Annotated in this window: 19 protein-coding genes; 18 read left to right on the top strand and 1 reads right to left on the bottom strand. The window is 46.0% G+C overall.

Translation table 11 applies throughout. The annotated features are described in order from the left end of the window. Positions 1 to 16: 16 nt before the first annotated feature. The 14 genes from P364_RS0119460 (at position 17) to P364_RS0119395 (ending at position 13833) form a co-directional block, all read left to right on the top strand. Positions 17 to 337, top strand: coding sequence for a DMT family transporter (locus tag P364_RS0119460; protein ID WP_024631753.1), 321 nt, complete (start codon positions 17 to 19; stop codon positions 335 to 337). Positions 338 to 357: 20 nt separating this feature from the next. Next, positions 358 to 708: a DMT family transporter gene (locus P364_RS0119455; protein ID WP_024631752.1), complete on the top strand. Its 351-nt coding sequence runs from the start codon at positions 358 to 360 to the stop codon at positions 706 to 708. A gap of 27 nt (positions 709 to 735) precedes the next feature. After that, positions 736 to 1278 carry a TetR/AcrR family transcriptional regulator gene (locus P364_RS0119450; protein ID WP_024631751.1) on the top strand — a complete coding sequence of 181 codons (543 nt, stop codon included), beginning with the start codon at positions 736 to 738 and terminating at the stop codon, positions 1276 to 1278. 113 nt (positions 1279 to 1391) lie between these two features. Next, complete coding sequence (locus P364_RS35480) at positions 1392 to 1931, top strand: MBL fold metallo-hydrolase (RefSeq protein WP_236642123.1); 540 nt, start codon at positions 1392 to 1394, stop codon at positions 1929 to 1931. A 57-nt stretch (positions 1932 to 1988) separates the two neighbouring features. Further along, positions 1989 to 2867: an AraC family transcriptional regulator gene (locus tag P364_RS0119440; protein ID WP_024631749.1), complete on the top strand. Its 879-nt coding sequence runs from the start codon at positions 1989 to 1991 to the stop codon at positions 2865 to 2867. An 85-nt stretch (positions 2868 to 2952) separates the two neighbouring features. Beyond that, entirely contained in the window at positions 2953 to 4227 is a 1275-nt protein-coding gene (locus P364_RS0119435) for an ABC transporter substrate-binding protein (protein WP_024631748.1), read from the top strand. 52 nt (positions 4228 to 4279) lie between these two features. Next, entirely contained in the window at positions 4280 to 5170 is an 891-nt protein-coding gene (locus P364_RS0119430; protein WP_024631747.1) for a carbohydrate ABC transporter permease, read from the top strand. Between the two features lie 15 nt (positions 5171 to 5185). After that, entirely contained in the window at positions 5186 to 6067 is an 882-nt protein-coding gene (locus tag P364_RS0119425) for a carbohydrate ABC transporter permease (protein WP_024631746.1), read from the top strand. A gap of 253 nt (positions 6068 to 6320) precedes the next feature. Next, positions 6321 to 7076 carry a response regulator transcription factor gene (locus tag P364_RS0119420; RefSeq protein WP_029881120.1) on the top strand — a complete coding sequence of 252 codons (756 nt, stop codon included), beginning with the start codon at positions 6321 to 6323 and terminating at the stop codon, positions 7074 to 7076. Further along, positions 7045 to 8697: a sensor histidine kinase gene (locus tag P364_RS0119415; RefSeq protein ID WP_024631744.1), complete on the top strand. Its 1653-nt coding sequence runs from the start codon at positions 7045 to 7047 to the stop codon at positions 8695 to 8697. The genes P364_RS0119420 and P364_RS0119415 overlap by 32 nt, the downstream gene beginning before the upstream one ends. A gap of 220 nt (positions 8698 to 8917) precedes the next feature. Then, positions 8918 to 10555, top strand: a complete 1638-nt coding sequence (locus P364_RS0119410; protein WP_024631743.1) for an extracellular solute-binding protein — start codon at positions 8918 to 8920, stop codon at positions 10553 to 10555. Positions 10556 to 10663: 108 nt separating this feature from the next. Further along, the gene (locus P364_RS0119405; protein ID WP_024631742.1) at positions 10664 to 11614 is read left to right on the top strand and encodes an ABC transporter permease subunit; all 951 of its coding nucleotides are present in this window, start codon (positions 10664 to 10666) and stop codon (positions 11612 to 11614) included. A gap of 10 nt (positions 11615 to 11624) precedes the next feature. Next, positions 11625 to 12512 carry a carbohydrate ABC transporter permease gene (locus P364_RS0119400; protein WP_024631741.1) on the top strand — a complete coding sequence of 296 codons (888 nt, stop codon included), beginning with the start codon at positions 11625 to 11627 and terminating at the stop codon, positions 12510 to 12512. A gap of 163 nt (positions 12513 to 12675) precedes the next feature. Beyond that, positions 12676 to 13833 carry a glycoside hydrolase family 76 protein gene (locus P364_RS0119395; protein ID WP_161634219.1) on the top strand — a complete coding sequence of 386 codons (1158 nt, stop codon included), beginning with the start codon at positions 12676 to 12678 and terminating at the stop codon, positions 13831 to 13833. A gap of 208 nt (positions 13834 to 14041) precedes the next feature. Here P364_RS0119395 and P364_RS0119390 read toward each other — a convergent pair whose 3' ends face one another. After that, positions 14042 to 16096 (bottom strand): GxGYxYP domain-containing protein, encoded by a 2055-nt coding sequence (locus tag P364_RS0119390; RefSeq protein ID WP_024631739.1) that lies wholly within the window; start codon positions 16094 to 16096, stop codon positions 14042 to 14044. Positions 16097 to 16403: 307 nt separating this feature from the next. Here P364_RS0119390 and P364_RS0119385 point away from each other — a divergent pair, with 307 nt between their 5' ends. From P364_RS0119385 to P364_RS0119370, 4 genes are all read left to right on the top strand, one after another. Further along, complete coding sequence (locus P364_RS0119385; RefSeq protein WP_024631738.1) at positions 16404 to 17552, top strand: GntR family transcriptional regulator; 1149 nt, start codon at positions 16404 to 16406, stop codon at positions 17550 to 17552. Positions 17553 to 17716: 164 nt separating this feature from the next. After that, positions 17717 to 19921, top strand: a complete 2205-nt coding sequence (locus P364_RS0119380; RefSeq protein ID WP_024631737.1) for a hypothetical protein — start codon at positions 17717 to 17719, stop codon at positions 19919 to 19921. 43 nt (positions 19922 to 19964) lie between these two features. After that, on the top strand, positions 19965 to 23048 hold the full coding sequence (locus tag P364_RS0119375) for an alpha-mannosidase (RefSeq protein WP_024631736.1): 3084 nt from the start codon (positions 19965 to 19967) through the stop codon (positions 23046 to 23048). Positions 23049 to 23092: 44 nt separating this feature from the next. Next, positions 23093 to 24019 carry an ABC transporter permease gene (locus P364_RS0119370; protein ID WP_024631735.1) on the top strand — a complete coding sequence of 309 codons (927 nt, stop codon included), beginning with the start codon at positions 23093 to 23095 and terminating at the stop codon, positions 24017 to 24019.

Raw genomic sequence — 24019 nt, 5'->3', positions numbered from 1 at the left:
TAGGAGGAATGCATGTATGGGTGCGTATTTTTTATTAGGTTTGGCAATCGTATCCGAAGTTTTTGGAAGTTCCATGATGAAGTTATCCAATGGGTTCCAAAAGAAACTTCCGATAATAGGGCTAATTTTGGGCATGAGCACAGCGTTCTTTTGTCTTTCTCTAGCTTTAAAAACCATTCCGCTAGGGACCGCTTATGCAACGTGGTCGGGTGTGGGAACTGCTCTTACGGCACTCGTTGGAATTGTATTTTATAAAGAGAGCGTGAACATCAGGAAAATCTCAGCTTTAATTTTAATCATTGCTGGGGTCGTGATTATGAAATTGGCTCATAGCTGAGCAAGAGTGGAGGATGAACAATGAAAGGTTATTTTGCACTTGGCATTGCCATTATAACTGAAGTTTTCGGTACAACCATGCTAAAATTGTTGGAAGGATTCACGAATCTGCTTCCTTCAATTGGACTTGTTGTTGGAATGTCTTTGTCATTTTATTTTTTGACGATGTGTTTGAAAACCATTCCTTTGAGCACCGCATATGCCATATGGGCAGGTGCAGGGACAGCATTAACCGCCTTGCTTGGCGTCATTTTATGGAACGATCCTTTTAACATTCTGTCGGGAATTGGACTCTTTTTGGTCATTGGGGGAGTAGTGCTTTTAAACTTATCCAAAAGTCCCGTCAAATCATCAAACGCAAGTCAGTCATAAATAAACGTATATGAAGGAGGTTATCTTTTGAGAAGTAATTCAAGACGTCATGAGCTTTTGGCATCAGCATCATATATTGTCGAACATCTGGGCATGGAAAAATTAACGTTGGAAGCTGTAGCTAAACATGCGGGAGTAAGTAAGGGGGGATTGCTTCATCATTTTCCGAATAAAGAGGCAATTGTTACAGCCATGATCGAGGAATTTGGGGATACGTTTTTATCGGAACTACAGCAAAAATCAAGCGAAAGCATAGATGAAACCGGAAAATGGAGCAGGGCTTATATCGAAACGACCTTCCATGACTCCAAAACGACGGCAGCCTTGTGTACAGCACTTTTGGCCGTGTTATTCTCGAAGCCGGAATTACTTGCAGCATACAATAAAAAAAATAACATTCTTCAAGAAGATATTTTAAATGATGGCATTGATCCCGTAAATGCTGCTATTATCAAATTAGCTACAGATGGGCTATGGTTTTCAGAGATTTTTGGAGTCGGAATTTTGGATCAGGATATTCGAAATCAAGTAGAAGAAAGACTAATAAAAATGTCTTTTGAAGCGAAATGACAATATCTGCATCTACTCCTTTTTTCATATCTGAAGACCGAGAACGTATTATATGAATTGCAATTCTTTTAATCAGTATGACCATTCACGGCAGTAAGCGCAGTGTTGAACGTATGACCTTTGGTGGAGGTCATACCCAGAGCGATGCATTGGTCTATATTCCGAAAGACAAAATTGCCATAATGGGGGATCTGGTGCTATCCAAACATGATCCGGTTCTAATGTATGCCAATCCTCAGCAATGGCTGGAGATTTTGGACAAAGTCGAACAGCTGAATATAGAAACAATCGTACCAGGCCACGGCGAAGTGTGTTCGTTGACTGAACTGCATGAAGTCAAAGCTTACATAACCGATCTATTGGAAATCGTGACGGCTGCTGTTCAAAGTAACCAAAGCCTTGAAATGAGATATCTGTGCCAGCAGCCTACCAGCATTGGTCTTTTACCACGTATTTTAAATCGAATTTGCAAGCCATTCAGGAATGGCTCACTAAACGTAGTAAAAACTGATCCTGACTTGCAGGGTTATTGTCCAAGATACGTATACTCTTTTTTAAGAAGTCGCCATTTCAGGCGACTTTATTTTTTGGTTATGATGCAATGCAATATCAACTGTTTTTTTACTCCAAATAGAAGGGACAGGTTCATTTGATGCATAATAAGGATACTTAGAGAATTGTTGAACTGGAAATGAGGAAAGGGTGATTTGATGGGGGTACCTACTTTTCTTGAAACAGGTCATATGACAGAAGGTTTTCCGATCCGGGTAATTTATACCGGGAAACAGTTTAACTTTGCTGCACACTGGCATGAAGAGGTTGAACTGGTTGTAGTCAATGGGAAAAGCGCGAGAATTGGCGTGAATAGCCATATCTTTGACCTTGAACATGGAGACGTGCTGCTTATTAAGCCGGGGGACGTTCACTGCTTCTTGCCGGGTACAGATCATTTAACCATTATATTGTTTCGACTGGAATTGTTAACAGGAAGCTTCACAACCGAAAGAGAAACCCAGGAACTGGGAGAGCTTTTCAACAAAACTACGATCATCCCATCCAAGCTTTCCACGGAGAAAAATCTGGAGAAATATATAGGTGCATTAGCGAATGAAGAGAAGGATCAACAGGTGGGGTATCGCTGGTTAATGGTTGCCCGATTATATGATCTCATCGTTCATATGTTACGTACAAAGGAACCCATTACAGAACCATTCAACTCAGGACGGCACTGTACTCCTTCCAAAAAATTCGAATTCCTCGAATCGGTCTGTGAATACCTGGAAGCGCACTATGCAGAACCCGTCAAGTTGGATCAGGTCGCGGAGCACATTAAATTCAGCAAGTTTCACGTATGTAAACTGTTTAAAGAGGTCAAGGGAATCACGCTGATGGAATATCTCAATCATTTTCGAATTATCAAATCGGAATGGGCGTTATTGTTTCGTGAAGAATCCATTCTGGATATCGCCATTGGCCATGGATTTAACAATGTGAACTCGTACAATCGTCTTTTCAAAAAATATAATGATTGTACTCCGTCCGAATTTCGGAAAAAGCATCGTACGAATATCACAACATATGAAGGATGATTCACAATATTTATGGAGAAAGCCCACTCCAAAATCCATATACTCTAATAAATTGTAAGCGTTTCCTTTTTGAAGGAGGGGGCCTATGAAGAACTTTAAGCTTAAATATATCTCCATGATTGCACTCGTAAGCGCAGTGATGATAGTATCCGGTTGCCAGCCGGGTGGAGCGAATCAACCCAAGCAGGAGGAGATTACGGTATGGAGTTTTACGGATGAAGCGGGCTATGCCATTGAGAAATTCGAGGAGAAGTATCCAGACATCAAGGTGAACTTTGTTAATATTCCGGGCAATTTCTATATCACCAAGTTAAAGTCGGCGCTTCAGACGACGTCCAAGGCTCCGGATGTGTTTATGATCGAGAACGCAAATATCAGAGAGCTGATTGATGTTCCTTATCTGGAGAATTTATCGGAAGCACCGTATAACGCCAATGAGCTGATTCCAGAGCAGTATGCTTTTGTGCAAGCTAATGAGAAGGATAGTCAAGGAAATATTAGAGCGATCGGTTATCAGGGAACGCCTGGAGGCATTTATTATCGAAGAGATCTGGCCAAAGAATATTTGGGTACGGACGACCCGGATAAGGTAGCGCCGCAGATTGATACTTGGGAGAAAATATTTGAGATTGGAGAGAGGGTAGCGCAGCAAAGTGGAAATAAAGTTCATGCTCTTGCCAACTGGAACGCGATATCGAATTCGTATGATGGTATTCCTTGGGTTAAGGATGGGAAGTTAGTTATCGATCCCACTTACATGAAGGTGCTTGACCTTGTGCGCGAAGCGCGTCAGCGGCATGTGCTTGCAGAGTTGGATGATGGGAGTGCCGGATATGCGGCTTCCATGCAAAAAGGCCAGGTGATGTTCTATCCGGGAGCTACCTGGGCATTGCAATACACGTTTAAGGCGAATGCTCCGGATACCGAAGGGTTGTGGGGTCTCGCACCGGGGCCATCCGCTTTTAGTGCCGGTGGAACTTATATTGCCATGTACAGTAAAAGTGACAAAAAGGATTTGGCTTGGAAGTTTATTGAGTTTTATAACTTTGATCATGATTTTCTGTCCGAGCTTGCAAAGGAACAGGATTATTTCACAAGTAATATGGTCGTGAATGATCAGCTTGCGGGATCTGTATCTTCAGCGTATTTGGGAGGGCAGAAGCATTTTGAGTTTTTCTCGGAAGCGGCCAAGCAGGTTCCTGTATATGAGCGAACCAAGTATGATTCAATCATTAACAATGACATCTTCAAAAATGTACTCCAGTTGTATCTCAATAACGACATTCAGACCAAAGAAGAAGCGGTAAAACGAATAAAACGTGATGTCAAATTGAGATTTCCGGAGCTGGAAGTGGATTAGCTTAGAAGTAAGCGAATGCCTTTTAATCATCCGATGACTGGGGGTACAAATCATGTTTGCCAAGTCAATCCGCAAAGACCATTACGGATACTATTTCATTGCTCCATTTTTCATTCTTTTCGCCATTTTTGGGCTTTATCCAATCCTCTACTCGCTCTATATCAGCTTTACCAACTTTGACGGGATCACAACGCCCGACTTTGTTGGAATAGGTAATTATGTTGCGGTTCTACAAGATCCTCTTTTCTACAAAACGTTATTTAATACCCTTTTTATCTGGGGTGTCTCCGTAGTCCCACAGCTAACCGTTTCGCTTGTCCTCGCCTTTATTCTCAATGATAAGTTACTTAAGGGACGAGACATTTTCAGAGCGGTTTATTTCTTTCCCAATATCGTTACTGCTGCATCATTGGGTCTGCTCGTGAGTCTGATCTTTGATTGGCAATCCGGCGGTTTGAATCACTTTCTCGTTCAGGTTGGACTCATCGACGATCCGATTAACTGGAAAAATGATCCCTGGTTTATGCGACTGATCGTTTCATCCATTCTGTTCTTTCAATACTTTGGTTACTCCATGGTCATCTATCTGGCAGGACTTCAGGGTATTGATCCCGCTCTGCAGGAAGCCGCTCAAATGGATGGAGCGAAAAAGAAACATATTTTCATTCATATTATCGTCCCAATGCTTCGCCCAATTATTCTGTTTCAGATGATCACGTCCATTATTGGAGGTATTCAGATTTTCGATCAGCCGTTTACATTGACGAATGGAACGGGGGGTCCGGATCGTGCAGCCATGACGAGTATTATGTATCTGTATAATGTGGCATTCCAAAGTACACGTTTTGGTTATGGAGCGGCCATTGCATTCTGTCTGTTCATCATCATTATCCTGCTATCGGTCGTATCCTTCATGATGACGAAGCGCAAGAGCCGTGCATAGGGAGGGGGAAATGAAATGCAAACCGTCAAACCAGTTGAACAACAAAAAGTCACTCTGCAGCAATATGATACTGTAAGGCGTCTGACACTGGGCAAAGTTATGATTTATCTGTGTTTGATTGGCCTCGCCGTGATCTGTATCATTCCATTTTATCTCATGCTCATCTATTCCACGCATAACAATGCAACGATTGCATCGACATTTACATTTCTGCCCGGACCCTTCTTGGTGGATAATTATATGAACATGGCCTCCAAAATCAATATCTGGCGCGGGTTTGCCAACAGCTTTTTCATTGCCGGGACGTCTACGGTGTTATCCTTGTATATCGGTTCCCTAACTGCATATGGCTTTGCCAAGTTCAAATTCAAAGGTCGCAACTGGTTATTTCTATTTTTGCTTGCAACCATGATGGTGCCGGGGCAGCTCGCTCTGATCGGGATGTATCGTCTGTTCAGTACGTTAGGCTTACTGGACAGCTATGCAGCGATCATTTTGCCTGCAGCAGCGAATGCATTTAATGTATTTTTTATCAAACAATTCATGGAGAGCAGCATTCCCGACGAAATCATTGAATCGGCACGTGTGGATAGTGCAGGGGAGTTTCGCACATTTAATCAGATTGTTTTGCCCATTCTGGGACCGGCCATTTCGGCCCTTGGCATATTTACCTTTATCGGTTCATGGAATAACTTTCTCACGCCCCTCGTCCTGTTTTTCTCCCTGGATAAATATCCGCTTCCGGTACTCGTTGCACTGGTGCAAGGATATTACGGAATGGACTATGGACTGTTGTATTTGGGCGTTGCGATCTCGATTTTACCTATTATTATTGTCTTTGCGATATTCTCCAAGCAAATTATAGGCAGCGTTGCGCTGGGTGCGGTGAAAGGGTAAGTGTACAGGTACTCGTAAACAAAACACCACGGAAAAAGTCGCCATATGGCGGCTCTTTTTGTTTTTTACACGATCGTGTTTATGTCATTGGGCGTTTAAATCACTGATCTCTATATCTTAAAAAGTAGAGGAAAACCATTTTGAAAGCCCTTTCTAAAATCTATGATATACTACCATATGACTGGAAATAGCAATGCATAATATGATATTCCACCCTGAAGTTTTCTTCACTTTCACATGCAAAGGAGATGTCATGATGTTTAATGTTCTTATTGTTGACGATGAGTGCGTTCAAAGAGAAGGCATTAAGGATTGGATCTCTCACTACGGGTTTCCCTTTCAAGTATTGGAGGCCGAGAATGGCAAAGCAGCAGAGCGGATTCTGGTTCAAAACGCGATTGATATCCTCATCACCGATGTTAGAATGCCTCTGATGGACGGACTGGAGCTTAGCAAACAAGCCCGTAAGACCCAGCAGAATGTAAAGATCGTCATCTGCAGTGGCTATGATGAATTCGAATATGCCCGCAGTGCGATTCGGCTGGGTGTGGTGAATTATTTGCTCAAGCCGCTGGTCAGGGAAGAGTTTCTACAGGTGATGGAGGATATCACGCAGATCCGTCCTTATGGCGGGGGTCCTGAACCGGAATCGATGGAATCGAAGGTCATCCGACAGGTGAAGGATTATGTGAAGGATAATCATCAGAGAGATATCTCATTGTCGGAGGCCGCTCACGATGTGTATCTATCTCCAGGGTATTTAAGCATTTTGTTTAAAAAAGAGACCGGGGAAAACTTCTCGAAATATTTAACGGATTACCGCTTGCGGCGCGCAAGCCATCTGCTGGCTCACTCGAATATGAAAATCAATGATATTGCAGGGGCTGTTGGCATCGACAATCATTCTTATTTTGCCAAGCTGTTCAGAAACAGGTTCGGCGTCAGTCCGTTACAGTTCAGAGAGTGCGGGGTGCTTCATGATCGGATGGATCAAGAGCAAATTCAATGATATCAAGTTCAGAAACAAGCTGCTGCTGTCCCATCTGGTAATTGCACTCATTCCGATTCTTCTGCTTGGACTGCTCTCCTTCATTCAGTCCTACCGAATCCAAATGAAAGAGCTGCGGAGCGAAGCAGAAGCAAGTCTGGAGCAGGTGGCTAACATTATGGATTATAAGATTAATCGGTACAATACGCTGAGTGAGTTCATGGTGCTTAACAGGGATTTATCGAAAATATTTACGAAAGACTATGAAGAAAATTATTATCATATGTACCTCGATTTCCGGGACATTCTGGAACCACTGATCTCGAACATCCGGCTGATGGACGATGATATTGAAGCCATTACCTTTTATACATCCGGGGAGTTATTGGGAATTCGCAACAATATTTTGCCTATTGGGGATCTCAAGAGCAAGGCTTGGTATGACGGATTTCGAGGCAGGCGCTGGATTGTGGATGGAGAGAAGCTCTATCTCGTTCAGGAACTGATCAGCAATCCGAAAGACAGCAATTTTATGGTGATCTCCATTCAGCATGATAGCATCTTTGCAGACCTGGACAATCTGTCGGAGCATGTAGCCGTTCATATTGAGGATGCGAAGCAGCATGTGATTTTCCAGAAAAACCACGAGCGTGCTGTTGGGGCCGCAGGTTTGAACGTTGGTGATCCTGGTGATCTGAGTTTAAGCCGATCGCTCGCCAATAATGGCTGGACAATTCACTATAATCTGCTGAATACGAATGCGTACGTAAATGCAATGGGCATTTTTAAAATTACGCTGTTTGTCATCATCCTCAGTCTGATCATTACTTTCCTGCTCATTTATGTCATTTCCAATAACTTTACGCAACGAATTATCCATATCAAGAACAAGGTGGACAAGGTGGAGCGGAACAATCTGGATGTTATTATCCGAAGTTCATCCAGAGATGAATTCGGTGAGCTGACTAACGGTATCGGTAAAATGCTGAAAAGGATCAACAGCCTGATTTCTCAGGTGTACCACGCCGAAATTGCCAAGAAGGAAAGTGAGTATAACAAGTTGATTAGCCAGATTAACCCTCATTTTCTGTATAATACGCTCTCATTTATACGATGGAGGGCCGAGAAAAAAGCGGATATCGAGACGAGTTATATGGTATCTGCATTAGCCCGCTTCTATAGAACAACACTAAATCAAGGGAGGCATATGGCTACGATTGAGGCTGAGATCCAGCATATTAAGGCATACCTTGATTTGCAGCTCATTATGAACGATGGCCGATTTGAAGTGGATTACCATATCCATGACGAGGTATTACATACCGAGGTGATTCATTTTATTTTGCAGCCGATTGTGGAAAATGCCATCAAGCACGGTTTTGTGGAGGCAGATGCGAGAGATTATTGCATTCACATAGCGGTTAGTCGGATTGGGGAGAGCATTAAATTAATGGTTCGTGATAACGGTGTAGGCATGATGCCAGCGCAGGCGGCCCTTTTGCTAACGGGGGAGAATGGCGGGTGTGGGGTCCGGAACGTGAATGACCGGATTAAGCTGTATTATGGGGGGGATTACGGGCTTGTGATTCATAGTGAACCGGGCAACGGAACGGAAGTGTCCATTGTCCTTCCTGCCTCATGAGTGTGTCAACATATACTAAAAACATAGCTTGAATACTGAAGCGGTTGCTGGAGCAACCGCTTGTTTGGTTCTTGTTAGGATTTAATGATGCAGAGAATCAAAGTTAAATTGGAGGTCATAAAAAAAGTGATACATATCCGAAAAATGTGGCATATACGCCATTTTTGAAAACGCATACAATTTGGTTATCAAGAGCAAATCAGATAAAGGGGATGACAGGATGAGCAAGCGCAGAACGATGGCTACGCTGCTGATTGGCAGCATGATGATGGCTGTATTCAGCGGATGTACCGGGGGCAATAACGATAGTGCACAGCCCCAAGTTTCAGATCAGGATTATGAACCATATGGTAAATACGAGACGCCAGTGGAATTTACGATCGGCCGGAATACCAATCATGTGAACAACTTGCCTTCCGGCGACACCATTGAGGACAATCTGGCTACACGCTATGTAGAAGACCGGGTGAACGTCAAGGCCAAGGTGGCATGGGAAACAGATGATATGGATCAGAAGCTGTCACTCTCGATGACCACAGGTGACCTGCCGGATGTCATGCTGGTCAGCCGCGAAATATTTAATCAGCTGGTGGATAACGATCTGATTGCCGACATGACGGAAGTGTACGAGAAGACAGCTTCCGAAGGCGTTAAAAATATTTATGGTTCCTACGGAGATTTGCTGCTGAATCAGGTGAAGGTAGACGGAAAAATCATGGGTCTGCCCATGACGAATATCGGAAACCAGCACCAATTGCTGTGGGTCCGGAAGGACTGGGTGGATAAAGTCGGCGCGAAGCTGCCTGAAACCGTCGAGGATGTATGGAATCTGGCCAGAACGTTTGTGGAGAAGGACGTTTCGGGAACAGGCAAGACTGTAGGCATGGTGATGGACTCCAATGCCATGAATTTTACGCCAATCTTCGCTGCGCACGGAGCCTTTCCTATGAACTGGATACAGAAGGACGGTCAGGTTGAATATGGGTCTGTTCAGCCTGAAGTGAAGCAAGCGCTGACGGAGCTAAGCGCAATGTATAAAGAGGGCTTGATCGATAAACAGTTTGCTGTCCGTTCCAATGAAGAGAAGGAAGCCCTCGTCATCAACGGACAGGCTGGAATGCTGTTTAACCCATGGTGGATCGGCTACACCAACTACAAGGATTCCATCAAGCAAGATCCTGAAGCAGTCTGGGTTGCCGTATCCGCACCTGTGGATGAGAATGGCAAGTTCAAGACGATTCGGCAGGATCCGGTGGGCGGAGGTATCGTCGTTGTGAAGAAGGATTTTGGGCATCCTGAAGCGATTATGAAATCCATCAATTTAACAACGGATTTCCTATACTCCTTAACGGAGGACGCGATCAATTATAAGAAAGAGCATCCCGACGAGTTGCTGACCGATGCAAGCCGCTGGAACAATGATCCTACCCAAATTCCGATGCAAGTGGATTATGACGATGTGCTGAAGCGTTATTACGATGATTTGATTAAGGCGGATAAGGCAGGAGATGCTTCCGCTGTTCAGGAAGATCGAGTGGTTTCTTTCAAGGCCTATCAAGAATTCAAAGAAAAAGGGAATGCGATTGATGCAAACACCTACGGCGAATACCTCTCCCGGATCGAGGGACAGCGTGAAGCAAACAACCCGAATCTGGAAGTGATCCCCGCAGGCTTCTACGGAACAACCGAGACGATGAAGCTGAAGTGGGCGAATCTGCAGAAGCTCGAAGAGGAAACCATGCTCAAGATCATTATGGGGGAGGCCCCTGTAGATGAATTTGATACGTTTGTTGACACTTGGAAGCGTACGGGTGGCGATGAGATTACAGAAGAAGTCAACGAGATGAGCAGCAGATGACGATGGCGTGAGCTTAGGTGCGGAAGCCAAGTATGATGGTGGACTTCCGCACGGGCTTTCGCCGATAATGCCTGTCCAATTAGGCACATGATGGAGGTGGAACAGACAATGGCACAGATGGAGACAGCCGTTAATCCAGAGCGGAAAGTGCGTTACCCGAGGAAAAAGAAACGTAAAACCTTTGACGAAATGACCTATCATTTTATGCTGCTGCCGGGCATGGTCATGCTGTTCATTTTCTCTATAGTACCGATGTTCGGGGTTGTGATGGCATTCCAAAAGTTCATTCCCGCCAAAGGTATATTCGGGTCCAAATGGGCAGGGCTTTCCAATTTCACGTATATGTTTCAACTGCCGGATGCGAAGCAGATCTTCGTGAATACGTTGGTTATCGCGGTCGGGAAGATTGTTCTGGGGTTAATTGTACCCATCGTATTCGCTCTGCTGCTTAATGAGGTGCGTCTGAAGGCATTCAAAAGCACGATTCAAACCGTCGTCTATTTGCCGCATTTTATGTCATGGGTGGTTCTGGGCACAATGTTGACCATGATCTTTTCCTTTGATGGCATGGTAAACAACATACTTGAATTTCTCGGCCTGGAGCGGATCATGTTTCTGGCGAGCAATGACTGGTTCAGGCCGCTGCTGATTGTAACGGATACCTGGAAGGAATTTGGCTACGGGACGATTGTCTATTTGGCTGCATTAACGGCGATCAACCCTGCATTGTACGAATCCGCCGCAATGGACGGCGCGAGTCGTTGGAAGCAAACGCTAAACATCACGCTGCCGGGTATGTTCCCGACGATTATTTTGCTGGGGACGCTAAGCCTTGGCAATGTGCTGAATGCGGGCTTTGATCAGGTGTTCAACCTGTATAATCCGCTGGTATACGAAACAGGCGATATTATCGATACTTTTGTGTACCGTATGGGTCTGATCAACATGCAATATTCATTTGCAACAGCGATTGGACTGATGAAATCAGTGATCAGTTTTGTACTGATCGTGATTTCCTACAGGCTGGCTTCGAAGTATGCGGGGTACAGAATTTTCTAGGAGGGTTAGCATGATTCAATCCAAATCGCTTGGCTCCAGGCTATCCCGCCTGTTGATTATGTTTGCGTTGATCCTGATTACGTTCATGTCTCTGGCTCCGATCGTTAATACCATTATGGTGTCGGTCAGCAGCAGTACGGCTGTTAATGCAGGCCGGGTTTACTTTTTTCCAGTGGAGCTGAATTTCTCATCGTATGGGCAGATTCTGAATGATACGAAGTTTTGGAAAGCTTTTCTTATCTCCGTCGAGCGGGTAGTGCTTGGGGGAGCCATCAACATGATTTTGACCATCCTGATGGCGTACCCGTTATCTCGCAGCGTTACACAATTCAGATCGAGAAACACATATATGTGGATTATAGTGTTTACGATGCTTTTCAGCGGGGGAATCGTGCCTTGGTATATGGTGATCAGCAATCTGGGGTTAATCAACAGCATATGGGCGCTGGTTCTGCCGGGAGCAGTCCCAGTCTTTAATGTAATTCTCCTGATGAACTTCTTCAAGGGAATTCCGAAGGAGCTGGAGGAGGCCGCATTTATTGACGGAGCCAGTCCGCTTAAAATCCTGCTCAAAATCTTCATTCCCATTTCCATGCCGAGTCTGGCAACCATTACGCTGTTTGTCATTGTCGGTCACTGGAACAATTTCTTTGACGGCATTATTCTGATCAACGACAGTTCCAAAATACCACTTCAGACCTATCTGCAGAGGCTCAGCCTCACACGTGATCAGATGCAAAATCTTTCGGTCGAACAGCTGCAGCAGTTTAATAAAATCTCTAACACCACACTGAACTCTGCCAAAATTCTGGTCTCCATGATTCCCATTCTGCTGATTTATCCTTTTCTCCAACGTTATTTAATCCACGGTATCGTTCTGGGTGCTGTGAAGGAATAGCTCGGGCTATCAAGCATGATTAGCCGCCTTGGCTTGGTTCGAAAGGAGGTGAAGGAACACACATTCAGGGGAGAGGGACAATCTGAGCTGGAGCATACATGAATGTCCCTGTTTTACGAGTGAACCGTTCGTTATAAGTCGACTGGAGAAGGGAATGGATCTGATGAGCAAAAGGAAAATAGTGAGCCTCACGCTGGTACTCAGTATTATTCTGGTTACTACCTTGGGGGCAACAAGCGGCGGCAAGAATCGTTATGCGGATCAGGCGCAGTGGGCGCAAGGGAAGCTGCATGAATACTACTGGAACGATGCATCCAAAATGATGAATAATGCTTATCCATCCACACCAGAAGGTGAGCATGCCTTGAATTACTGGTGGAAGGCTCATGCAGTCGATGCATTGGTGGACGGATACGAACGGACAGGAGACAAGGCATACACCGAGCGTGCAGAAGAACTCGTTCGCAGTATCATTGCCCGCAATGGCTCACTTCACAATGAATTCTACGATGATATGGAATGGCTCGCGCTTGCCGGGCTTCGTCTGTATGATGCAACAGGAAGTGAAGAAATGAAGGGATATGTTCTGGAGTTGTGGGATGACATCAAGACCGCCTGGTGGGAAGATGAGCTTGGCGGTATGGCTTGGAAAAAGGATCAGCGTGATAACCGAAACGCGTGCTCCAACGGTCCTGCCGCCATCTTGGCTGCAAGACTGTACGAACGTTTTGGCGATACGGGGGATCTGGAATGGGCCAAGAAGATATACGATTGGGAGAAACAATATCTGGTTCATTCGCAAACAGGCCTGGTAGCAGATGGTTTGGTACTGCGGGAGGATGGCACACTGGATGTGAATGAAGCATGGATCTTCACCTACAATCAAGGCACGTTTATTGGAGCGGGTGTCGAGCTCTACCGGATAACGGGGGAGAAGGCGTATCTGAGAGATGCCGAGAAAACGGCAGCCGGTTCTTTGAAGGCCTTAACAGATGAGAAGACGGGCATATTTAAAGAGGACAGCGACGGAGATGGTGCTTTGTTCAAAGGCATATTGATCCGCTATATGGTTGAGTTGTATGAAACCGGGCATAACAAGAGCCTGAAAAAGGCGATTTATCGCAACGCCGATGCCCTGCTGAAGGGCAGCCGGGATAACGGTTTATTCGGTCAGGCTTGGGGCAAACCCGCCCAGAATCCGCTCGACCTTTCTGCTCAGCTCAGCGGGGTATTTCTTCTGGAAGGAGCTGCAAAGCTGGAAGCAGGCAAAGTGGATAAGCCAGATAAACCAGATAAACCAGATAAACCAGATAAGAAGTAGCTGTTTGAAATTGAGGATCGTCAACGGTATAACAATCGTTAGAAGTCAGCGTCAACTGCATATAATCTTTCCGAGAGATAGACTATATACTGCTGACTTAAGATGTCTGTAATGGCAACCGGCTCCGTCATGAAAAAAAAGCATCGTACCCGACATCACGGGGGTACGATGCTTTTATGCGTCTGCACATTTGCTGTAAGTATCGTTATTACTTGCTAGCGGGCAAGTGGTAACTTTCTCGAATGAAGGAGAAATAGTCATCAGCACGGACAACCTTGAATTCCGATCCGAGCTTTTCCGTGATCGCCAAGGCATCGGATGGGGTCGTGCTCCATGCAAGCAATCCAAGAGAAACGAACAACGGGGACTTGCCGTCCCAATTTGCTTTTGCGTCATTCAGCACTTGTAATCCGTCCTGCACGGTACTTATCCCACGAATCGTGGATACCGGCAGACTGTCGCCAACAATCTCAACACCATACTTGTCTTCATAGCTAATGAATAAGCCGGGTGCCTTATAATCCTGCTCGTAAGCGCTTGCTTTAAATGGCGTGAGAGGTATATTCTCGCTGTCTGCACGATTCAAAACATAAGGAATCGTCATGCCTGTCTTTTTCATATACTTTTCGGTCTGCTGCAAGAATTGTCGAAAGCTTGAGTCGGGCCATGCCCCCGGATAGAAGTATCCTGCACCGGATGGCCCTGCGATCAGCAGATCATTCGGTGTTGCGGTGTTCACATAATAATTCAGGATCGCCGGGGCTGCCTCGTAGAGAAGCGGGCTCGAAGTCCAGTTGATCGGAACTTTTCCCCTGGCCGGATCATCCCACATCACACGCATGCGATGCTGATTATACTGAAAATTATCACCTTCCGTGAAAGTATACGTTACATAGATTTTGTTCTCCAGCGCAGGTCGCGGAGATTTTTTCACCGGAGTGAGCTGAGGCTGTGTTCCCGAGAAAACGGTCAGGTTACTGAACCAGTCGGCAGCGAGAACATAGACACCATAACGTGAAGCAATTTCAACAGAACTGAACTCACCCTCAACATCATTGCTGAACCAGCCGAGGTAGGGAGTTCCCGGTTTTACGTCAGACATGATCTTCTCGAAGAGTGTCTTTTGCTCAGGCACATTGGAATCCAACCAGAATACCATCGCTTTATTCGCGACTGCATAATCTCTTAAATAGGCATAGGGTTCCCGCTGCTCAGCTGAAAGTGGACGGATATTACCCGCTGATACTTTGTACTGGTTCCACATATCCACCTCAGCCGTCAGGTTCTGAGTTCCCGCAGGAGGACTGAATTCATATACAAAATAGTTGCCATTATCGGCGAAACGGTGGCCACCTTGACCTTCATTAACCTTGGAATTCTGTCTGTCGTAAAGAAATGATTCTTCTTCCGGTGTTCCTGCGACGAATTTTGCAATCTCTTTTCCATCAGCCTTAACGGTAATCTCATGCACAGCTGGTCCCCAGCCATCCTGAGTGAAGGCATCATCAAATCGCAAATATACCGAAGTTTTGCCCAGAAGTGAGGAGAGGTCCAGAGAATACGTATCACGGTTGCTTGCATCCCGGATCTGCTGCTTTTCCTCTGCAATCGTCACAAAAGATTCTGGCATTCCGGAAGGGATGCGAATCGCTGTATCTGGATCAAGTCCAACTAACATCTGATGACTCGTTTTCTTCCACAGATTCTCATATTGCCAGATATAAGCATCCATCCGACTATTGAATTTACCTCGCAGATCATCCATAATCTTTAATTTGTAAGGCGCTTTGGACAATTTGACTGCCAGCTCGGGACTGGCCACAACAGCATTCTTCAGTCCTGCGAGCGTGGTTGCTACGTTAATCGTATCCGGTACATTGGGATCATATACGATCATTCCTTTGACCTCGCTGCGATAAGCAGAGAATACCTCCCAATAATCTGGATGGAGCGTGTACGGCACGTTGATATCTTTAAGCCAGGTCAATTTCCCTTCTTCCTGGGATTCGATGAGATAGATTCGGGGTTGTTCCCTGTTAACGATTCCCTGCAAAGTTCCCATCAACAATTTGATGTCACCTGGCGCATCATAGATGTCGGCTGCATCCAGGTGTTTCGGCTTTTTGAAGCTTGGTAGTTCACGGTGTTTGGAACCATCAGGTTTAGCATTTTGTACATCTGTTTCCGAAGCGGAAGCTGCACCGGCTGTTAATGAAAAAGCGCATAGGAAGGCTAAACAGAGAATCGTGAATCTACGAGCCATGGCGAATTCACTCCTTGTTATAGTCAGAAATTAGAGCGTGTGCCTTCGTAATACCCATCCTCCTTTCGCGGCAGAAAGCCGATCAACACATCTCTATCCAACACATATTAAATATATTCATATATAATTTTACAAGGGGTTCGACAAAAGTTCCCATTATTCCTGGAAATCAGGCATAATAAATGGGGTGATATCAGGAGAATGATCTTTACAACTGCAGATAAGCCCAGCTTGTTTATTGCACTTGTATGTGAAAGGATATATTATATATCTCAAATATTATGAATGAATTGGTGATGTGATCAATATGAGTACAAACGATCGAATTCCGTTGTATCAACAAATCCAGGACTATATCAGACATGTCATAACTTCAGAAAATATGAAACCCGGTGATCGCATACCGACAGAGAAGGAACTGATGGATCAGTTTCAGGTCAGTAAAATTACGGTTGCCAATGCGCTGACCGGATTAGCAAATGAAAAATTAATTGCGCGTGTGCCGGGGAAAGGCAGTTTTGTTGCAGAAGAAGCCGATAGTGCTTCTGTGACATCAACGCAAGCTGCCACGATGAAGGGCAGAGAAGGGATACTTTCTAGTGGAATGGTTGGCATCATAATGCCCTCAATTCATGATTATTTTGCCATTAGACTCGTTGAGGGAATTGAGCAAGCACTGCGCGAGGAAGGATACCGCAGCATGATCATGTTTACCCATGGCAAGCTGGATAAAGAGAAAGATGTCATCAAGGAGATGAAGGCACTTGGGGCAGAGGGTCTGTTAATCTTTCCTGTAGATGAGGAGAACTACAACGAGGAGATCCTCGGTATGAAGCTCTCTGGTTTTCCTTTTGTACTGATGGATCGCTATTTGCCAGGGGTGGAGACGCATTATATTGCGGCAGATGGTAGACGGGGCACGAGACTAGCCGTGGAGCATCTGTGGGAGCTTGGACACCGGGATATCGCCATTTGCTCGGATTCTCCCCTGCAGACGGTCACGGTTCAGGAGCGGATTGAAGGTTATATTGAGGCTTTAAAAGGCAAAGGGGCTTTAATCAATCCAGCGCATATGATTACGGATTTCCAACCGCTAAGCGAACTTAAGGATGCGGAGGCCCACCCCTTGTACCGATATATCCAAAACCGAATGGTCACGGCATATGTTTCGCTTAACGGTAGACTGGGTGTACAAATCTATCAAATGGCCAAGCAAGCAGGGCTTAGGGTGCCTGAAGATGTATCGATTGTAAGCTTCGATGACCCGACATCCATCGTGGAGGAATTCAGCATTTTTACCCATGTGAAGCAGTTTGAGCGCAATATGGGATATCAGGCAGCTGTTAAATTACTTGAAGTATTGCGCGGTCATGGGGAAGTGAAAAGCTACAGCAAAATTCTGATTGAACCCGAACTGGTCATACGTCAAACCACCGGAACGGTTTCTCAAGCCTGAATTTCACAAAAAATAAAACCTTTTCCGTCAGAAACGGGAAAGGTTTTTTGTGTTTATACAAAAAAACATATTGAATATATTCATATCATATATTATAGTCTAGAAAATGATGGATAGTCATACATTGCAACCCAAATGAAATACGAGCAAGGGAGGCTAAGAATGTGGCACGAGATCGAAAGGAAGAGCGTACCGGATTTCAAGAATCCGCTCCTTATCATGCCGATTATGATTTGCAGACTGACTTTGTAATGGTTTACGGGATTGACGAGTCGATGCAGGAACGCATTCAGAAGTGGAAAGAAAAAGGGTATATCGTTCATCTGATGACAGGTGTTGCCTGGGGGACCTACAACAACTATCTCGATGGCGAGGTTGATGGCGCAACGCATTGGGATGAAGCTCAAACGGACCGTCAGGGGAATATGATTCTTCACGGGGACAAACCGGTCATTCCATACATGGTGCCTACGATTTCCTTTGGCCATTACATAGCAGAGCGAATACGTCTCGCTGTTGACGCCGGTGTAGAGGCCATCCATCTGGAGGAACCTGAATTTTGGGTAAACGGAGGATATTCGGAAGCTTTTAAACGGGAATGGCAGCTGTATTACAAGGAACCCTGGATTCCACCCCATGCTTCGCCAGATGCACAATTTCGAGCTTCCAAATTAAAAGCGTATTTATATACACGCGTCCTGGACCGATTATGTGCCGAGATGAAGGACTACGCGTTAAAACGTTATGGTCGTGTTCTTCGCTTTTATGTCCCGACCCATAGTCTGATTAATTACACACAGTGGCGAATAGTCAGTCCACAATCTCAGCTTTTAGAGCTGCCTTCCATCGATGGATACATTGCACAGATCTGGACCGGGACATCCCGAACCCCTAATGTGTATGAAGGCAAGCGTAAAGAACGCACATTTGAAACCGCTTACCTTGAATATGGCGTAATGCAAGAGCTGGTTCGTGGGACCGACAGACGAATGTGGTTCCTGCATGATCCGATTGAAGATAACCCGAATTATTCCTGGGCCGATTACCGACAGAACTATTTAAAGACTGTGGTTGCCTCGCTCTTGCACCCCGGGGTTGCCCATTATGAAGTCTCTCCTTGGCCTCGACGAATCTTTCAAGGTACTTACCCATCCGAGGACGGCTCTGGCAAGGAGCAAATTCCGTCAGACTATGCCACAACTTTGCTTCAAGTCATGCACACTCTTGGTAACATGGATCAGGATGTGGTTGAAACAGCAGAGGAACCATTACAAGTTGGCGTTTTCATTGCAGACTCGGCGATGTATCAACGAATGAAGCCAGACCCCAATGCACCCCATGCCGGTAAATACGATGGAACAGACCCTGAAGGATTTCAGGAGGATGGGGATACCGAGCTGCTCGATTTCTCTCCTTTTTACGGACTTACACTGCCTTTATTGAAACATGGGATTCCCGTGAGGCCCCTTCAACTGGATAATGTAAGGCGGTATCCGGGTTACTTGGCAAGTTATCGTGTGCTCATACTTAGCTATGAATTCATCAAACCGGAATATCCGGACATTCACTATGCCCTTGCACAGTGGGTGCAGGATGGCGGAGCGTTAATCTACGTTGGCGACGACAGCGATCCGTATCATGATATTCGTGCATGGTGGAACCCTGACCGCAAGGAAGGGCAGTCAGATCCAGCGCATAACTCTCCTCGAGCACATTTGTTTGAGCAGCTAGGTCTGAAAGATAAGAGAGAAGGGATCAATAAGGTTGGAAAAGGGATTGTTTGCTGGCTGAATGAACATCCGGCTGAATTCACTTTATCCAAGGCAGGGGCTGATCGGTTGCGCCAATCCGTCAAAGAAACGATGGAGACCCTTCACGGACCAGAACTAGAGTGGAAATTGAAGCCATATTTCAAAATTAGAAGAGGTCCTTATCTAATCGTATCGATTCTGGATGAGTCGGTCAGCGAAGAGCAGGTGGTCATTTCAGGTCCGATGGTGGATTTGTTTGATTCAAAGCTCTCCGTTCTGAGTCAAGTGGCTCTAAAACCGGGAGAGCAAGCCCTGCTTTACGATATTGAAGCGGGCCGTCCAACAGATGGAGAAGTATCCGTTATTGCTGCTTCCTCCCGAATAGAAGGTCTGTCACAGTCTGCCGCAGGTTTTCGATTCATTGCGAAAGGTCCTGCCAATATGAAGGCAACGGCAAGGTTGTACTGCAAGGCCAGACCCTTTTCTGCCCAGTATGTCGTTCAAGAGCAGACGGCACCCGTTGTGTGGGAATGGGACCCGGATTCAAAGACCGTTCTTCTTCAGTACGAACATGGTGATGAGAACAACGCAGAGGTTTCTGTCCGCTGGACTTCCTGATTTTATATAACCTGATTGATGTAACAGAGAGGAGTACACTAGCATGCCATACGAACCGATAAGGCCTGAACGGTTAAAACAGATGTTAAACAAACTTCGGGAAGCCATATATGAGCCGATTGCCGAGTTGGAAGTGACGGCATGGGTTACCCCAGAGCCCGTATCATACGAGGAACGGATGTCCGGTACAAAAGTGACTCTCACGCAAGGAGAACAATGGGGAGATTTATGGGACTGTGCCTGGTTCCGCTTTGCGGGCCGTCTACGGGCAGGCGAACGACATCAGAATGCAGTCCTCTTGCTGGATGTCAGCGGTGAGCTGTGTCTGGTTGACCATGAAGGCTCACCGATCCAGGGATTAACTACCATTAACTCTGAGTTTGATTTTTCACTAGGTCTTCCTGGTAAACGAGTCGTGCAGCTCCAGGAGATGTCTGTGAATGGGCAGGAAGTTGAAGTGTGGGCAGATGCAGGCAATAATGATCTGTTTGGCAAGTATCGGGGAGGAACATTGAAAGAGGCCGTCATCGCCTTCTGCAGGGAAGATATTCGGGATCTCTATTATGATACCGAGGTGCTTTTGGAAACGGCAGAGCAGCTCCATGAAGGTTCCGCTCGTAAGGAGAAAATTTTTCAAACGCTCTATGACATTTCATTGCAGTTGACAGAATTATCCGAAGATCATGTCCAGCAAGCGAAGAAACGACTGAATGAACAGCTGAGCATGAAGGGAGGCGATCCGGTCTTAACCCTAAGCGCTGTCGGTCATGCCCATATTGATTTGGCCTGGTTATGGCCGATCCGTGAGACGATCCGGAAAGGAGCTAGAACGTTCTCCACAGTGCTCCGCATGATGGAGCGTTATCCCGATTATGTGTTCGGAGCAAGCCAACCGCAGCTGTACGATTGGATAAAGCAGCATTATCCCAAGCTGTACGATCAGATCAAGGAACGGGTACGTGAAGGCAGATGGGAACCGCAGGGGGCCATGTGGGTGGAATCGGATACCAATGTGCCTGGTGGTGAATCACTCGTACGCCAGATTCTGTATGGCAAGCGTTATTTTCAACAGGAATTTGGTCTGGAAATGAAATCACTCTGGATGCCTGATGTATTCGGTTACTCGGCAAGTTTGCCTCAGTTGTTAAAGAAATCAGGTGTGGATTATATGATGACCCAGAAGTTGTCCTGGAGTGAGTACAACCGACATCCCCATCATTCCTTTCTGTGGGAGGGGATTGATGGTTCAGCGGTATTAACACATATGCCGCCTGAGGATACCTACAATAGTCCGGCAGCTCCGCGTTCGATCGTCAAAGCTGAGCGGGAATACCTGGACAAAAATGTATCCAGCCATGCACTGATGCTCTTTGGTATAGGAGATGGGGGCGGCGGGCCAGGTGAGGAACATTTGGAGCGGCTGAAACGGGAGAAAAACCTGCTTGGCTTGTCTCCTGTTATACAGGAACCTTCGTGGAAATTTTTCGAACGACTTAATGAAGAGCGTGAGCGATTCCAAACGTGGCGCGGGGAGCTTTACTTGGAAAAACATCAAGGAACGCTGACCAGTCAAGCCCGAAGCAAACGATATAACCGAAAGATGGAGAAGGCGCTGCGCGAATTGGAGTTCGCCTCTGTACTGGTGACTGCCCAGATAGGTAAGTCTTATCCGTCGGAGACACTGGAAACGATATGGAAGGAAGTCCTCCTGTATCAGTTCCATGATATCCTTCCGGGGTCTTCAATCAAGCGAGTGTACGATGAGTCACTCCTACGATACGAAGAACTTTTGGAGCAGACAGAAAATATGATCAACGCAACCTACAGTCATTTGGCAGACCAGATCTCTTCAAATATCGATTCCTTATCCAACTCCTCCATGGTGATATTCAATTCATTGCCTTGGGAGCGGCAGGAGTGGCTTCACACGAATGGAAGATGGCGCAAAATCCAGGTTCCATCCATGGGATACACCGTGATAGCTGATCATGTGGGCCAGGATGCTATGGATGAAATTGCATCCTCCACTGAGGTGGTCCCGGGAATGCGGGATTCGGGATTTCAGGTTTCTGCTGATGAGCGTGTCGTGGAGAATGACACCTTCATCGTAAGGTTTGATCGGAACGGAGCTATCATCTCCATGCGGGACAAGGCAGAAGCTCGAGAAGTCATTCCGCAAGGTTATCCGGGAAATGCACTTCGTGTGTATCACGACGAGGGAGATGCTTGGGATTTCAGTCATGACTATTCAGCCCATACGGGTATGCCATTAACACTTCATAACATTCACGAGCTTCGTGATAGTCCCAAAGTTGGGTTGATTTTCGAGTATCACTATGGAGAATCCGCTCTGATCCAGACTGTCGTTCTGACAGAGGGAAGCAGACGCATTGATTTTGAGACGACTGTCGATTGGAGGGAGCATGGGAAAATGCTCCGTACTTCATTCCCGCTGAATATCCGTACAGACCAGGTTCACTGTGAGATCCAATTTGGCAGTTTGACCAGACCGACCCATCGGAATACCATGTGGGACTTCGCCAAGGATGAGATATGCGCTCATCAGTGGATTGATTTATCGGAGCCGGATTATGGAGTTGCCCTGCTGAATGATTGTAAATATGGTCATCGAGCCATTGATAATGTGCTTGATCTGAATTTGCTGCGCAGCAGCTCATACCCAGACCCCGAAGCAGATCGCGCGGAGCATAAGTTCACCTACTCGTTATACCCGCATCAAGGCAATCATGTTCAGGCTGAGGTCTATCGAAGAGGTAATGAACTGAACATCCCGCTTCGTACGGTTTCCTTATCATCTGGATCTGCGAAGCAGAACGGCAAGCTCCCGTATTCCAAAGCATTTCTTCAACCAGATCATCCGCACATCATGGTGGAATCGGTCAAAAAAGCCGAAGAGGGTGACGACATCATCGTCCGTCTATTTGAAACTTCAGGAACCCATGCCTCCACAGCATTACACCTTGGATTTCAGGTAGCAGAGGCTTGGACGACGGATCTTATGGAAAATATGATTTCAACCGTTCCAATTGAAGAAGCATCCGAGATCGCTCTGTCCTTTACACCATTTGAAATCATTACGATACGACTGAAGTTAAGCCAGGTATAGCTGGGGCGGTTCTCCGTCCCTTATGAGAAAGGAGAGGTGGGAATGTGATCAAGACACGAGAGAGCAACAATCGATTGATGAAGCGAATCTGGCAGCATAAGCTCTTTTATTTGTTCATGCTGCCCGGCATCGTCTGGTTTTTCCTGTTTTCTTACGTGCCGCTATATGGAATCCAGGTTGCTTTCAGGGATTACAACTTCATTGGCGGTTTCACGGGAAGTCCTTGGGCTGGCCTCAAGTATTTCGAACAGTTCTTCAATTACTACCAGTCCGGTGACATCATCCGTAACACGATTATCATTAGTCTGATGAAACTTCTGATTGGTTTTCCGATGCCGATTATTCTTGCACTCCTGTTAAATGAAGTCCGAATGATCAAATTCAAAAAGACGGTTCAGACCCTTTCCTACTTGCCTTATTTCGTATCCTGGATCGTTGTGGTCACCCTGATGCAACGGCTCCTAACGCCGTATGGGGGTCCAGTCAACGACTTATTGGGGTCATTTGGAGCGGAGTCGATCCAGTTCCTGAACAATCCAACGTGGTTCTATCAGATGATCGTTGGTTCGGACATCTGGAAGAATATCGGTTGGAATTCCATCATTTTTATGGCTGCTATTGCGGGTATTGATCAGCAGCTTTACGAAGCTGCCAAAATGGATGGTGCAGGACGCTTCAGGCAGATGTGGCACATATCGCTTCCGGGTATCCGCAATGTAGCCATCATATTATTCATACTCGCCGTGGGCAGTCTTATGAGCGCGGGGTATGAACAACTGCTTCTCCTGAATGGACCGGCGACCGCAAGTCTGGGCAGTGTACTGGACGTACACGCCATTAACTCCGGGATCCGGGAAGGGCGTCTCAGTTACGCTGCAGCTGTCGGACTATTCCAAAGTGTTATCGCACTCATTCTGGTTGTAACCGTCAATCGCATCGCCCGCAAAGTCAGTGATGTATCCCTGTTCTAA

This window comes from Paenibacillus sp. MAEPY2 (genome assembly GCF_000499205.1).
Taxonomy (GTDB): domain Bacteria; phylum Bacillota; class Bacilli; order Paenibacillales; family Paenibacillaceae; genus Paenibacillus; species Paenibacillus vandeheii.
The sequence above is the reverse complement of the archived record's forward strand: the minus strand, read 5'-3'. Positions and strand labels throughout refer to the sequence as shown.

Bases quoted from the DNA above. Each gene is read 5' to 3' on its own strand.
- P364_RS0119435 (WP_024631748.1), top strand. From the start codon at position 2,953: ATGAAGAACTTTAAGCTTAAATATATCTCCATGATTGCACTCGTAAGC.
- P364_RS0119400 (WP_024631741.1), top strand. From the start codon at position 11,625: ATGATTCAATCCAAATCGCTTGGCTCCAGGCTATCCCGCCTGTTGATT.
- P364_RS35480 (WP_236642123.1), top strand. From the start codon at position 1,392: ATGACCTTTGGTGGAGGTCATACCCAGAGCGATGCATTGGTCTATATT.
- P364_RS0119460 (WP_024631753.1), top strand. From the start codon at position 17: ATGGGTGCGTATTTTTTATTAGGTTTGGCAATCGTATCCGAAGTTTTT.
- P364_RS0119425 (WP_024631746.1), top strand. From the start codon at position 5,186: ATGCAAACCGTCAAACCAGTTGAACAACAAAAAGTCACTCTGCAGCAA.
- P364_RS0119405 (WP_024631742.1), top strand. From the start codon at position 10,664: ATGGCACAGATGGAGACAGCCGTTAATCCAGAGCGGAAAGTGCGTTAC.
- P364_RS0119440 (WP_024631749.1), top strand. From the start codon at position 1,989: ATGGGGGTACCTACTTTTCTTGAAACAGGTCATATGACAGAAGGTTTT.
- P364_RS0119420 (WP_029881120.1), top strand. From the start codon at position 6,321: ATGATGTTTAATGTTCTTATTGTTGACGATGAGTGCGTTCAAAGAGAA.
- P364_RS0119390 (WP_024631739.1), bottom strand. From the start codon at position 16,096: ATGGCTCGTAGATTCACGATTCTCTGTTTAGCCTTCCTATGCGCTTTT.
- P364_RS0119395 (WP_161634219.1), top strand. From the start codon at position 12,676: ATGAGCAAAAGGAAAATAGTGAGCCTCACGCTGGTACTCAGTATTATT.
- P364_RS0119410 (WP_024631743.1), top strand. From the start codon at position 8,918: ATGAGCAAGCGCAGAACGATGGCTACGCTGCTGATTGGCAGCATGATG.
- P364_RS0119455 (WP_024631752.1), top strand. From the start codon at position 358: ATGAAAGGTTATTTTGCACTTGGCATTGCCATTATAACTGAAGTTTTC.
- P364_RS0119430 (WP_024631747.1), top strand. From the start codon at position 4,280: ATGTTTGCCAAGTCAATCCGCAAAGACCATTACGGATACTATTTCATT.
- P364_RS0119385 (WP_024631738.1), top strand. From the start codon at position 16,404: ATGAGTACAAACGATCGAATTCCGTTGTATCAACAAATCCAGGACTAT.
- P364_RS0119415 (WP_024631744.1), top strand. From the start codon at position 7,045: ATGATCGGATGGATCAAGAGCAAATTCAATGATATCAAGTTCAGAAAC.
- P364_RS0119375 (WP_024631736.1), top strand. From the start codon at position 19,965: ATGCCATACGAACCGATAAGGCCTGAACGGTTAAAACAGATGTTAAAC.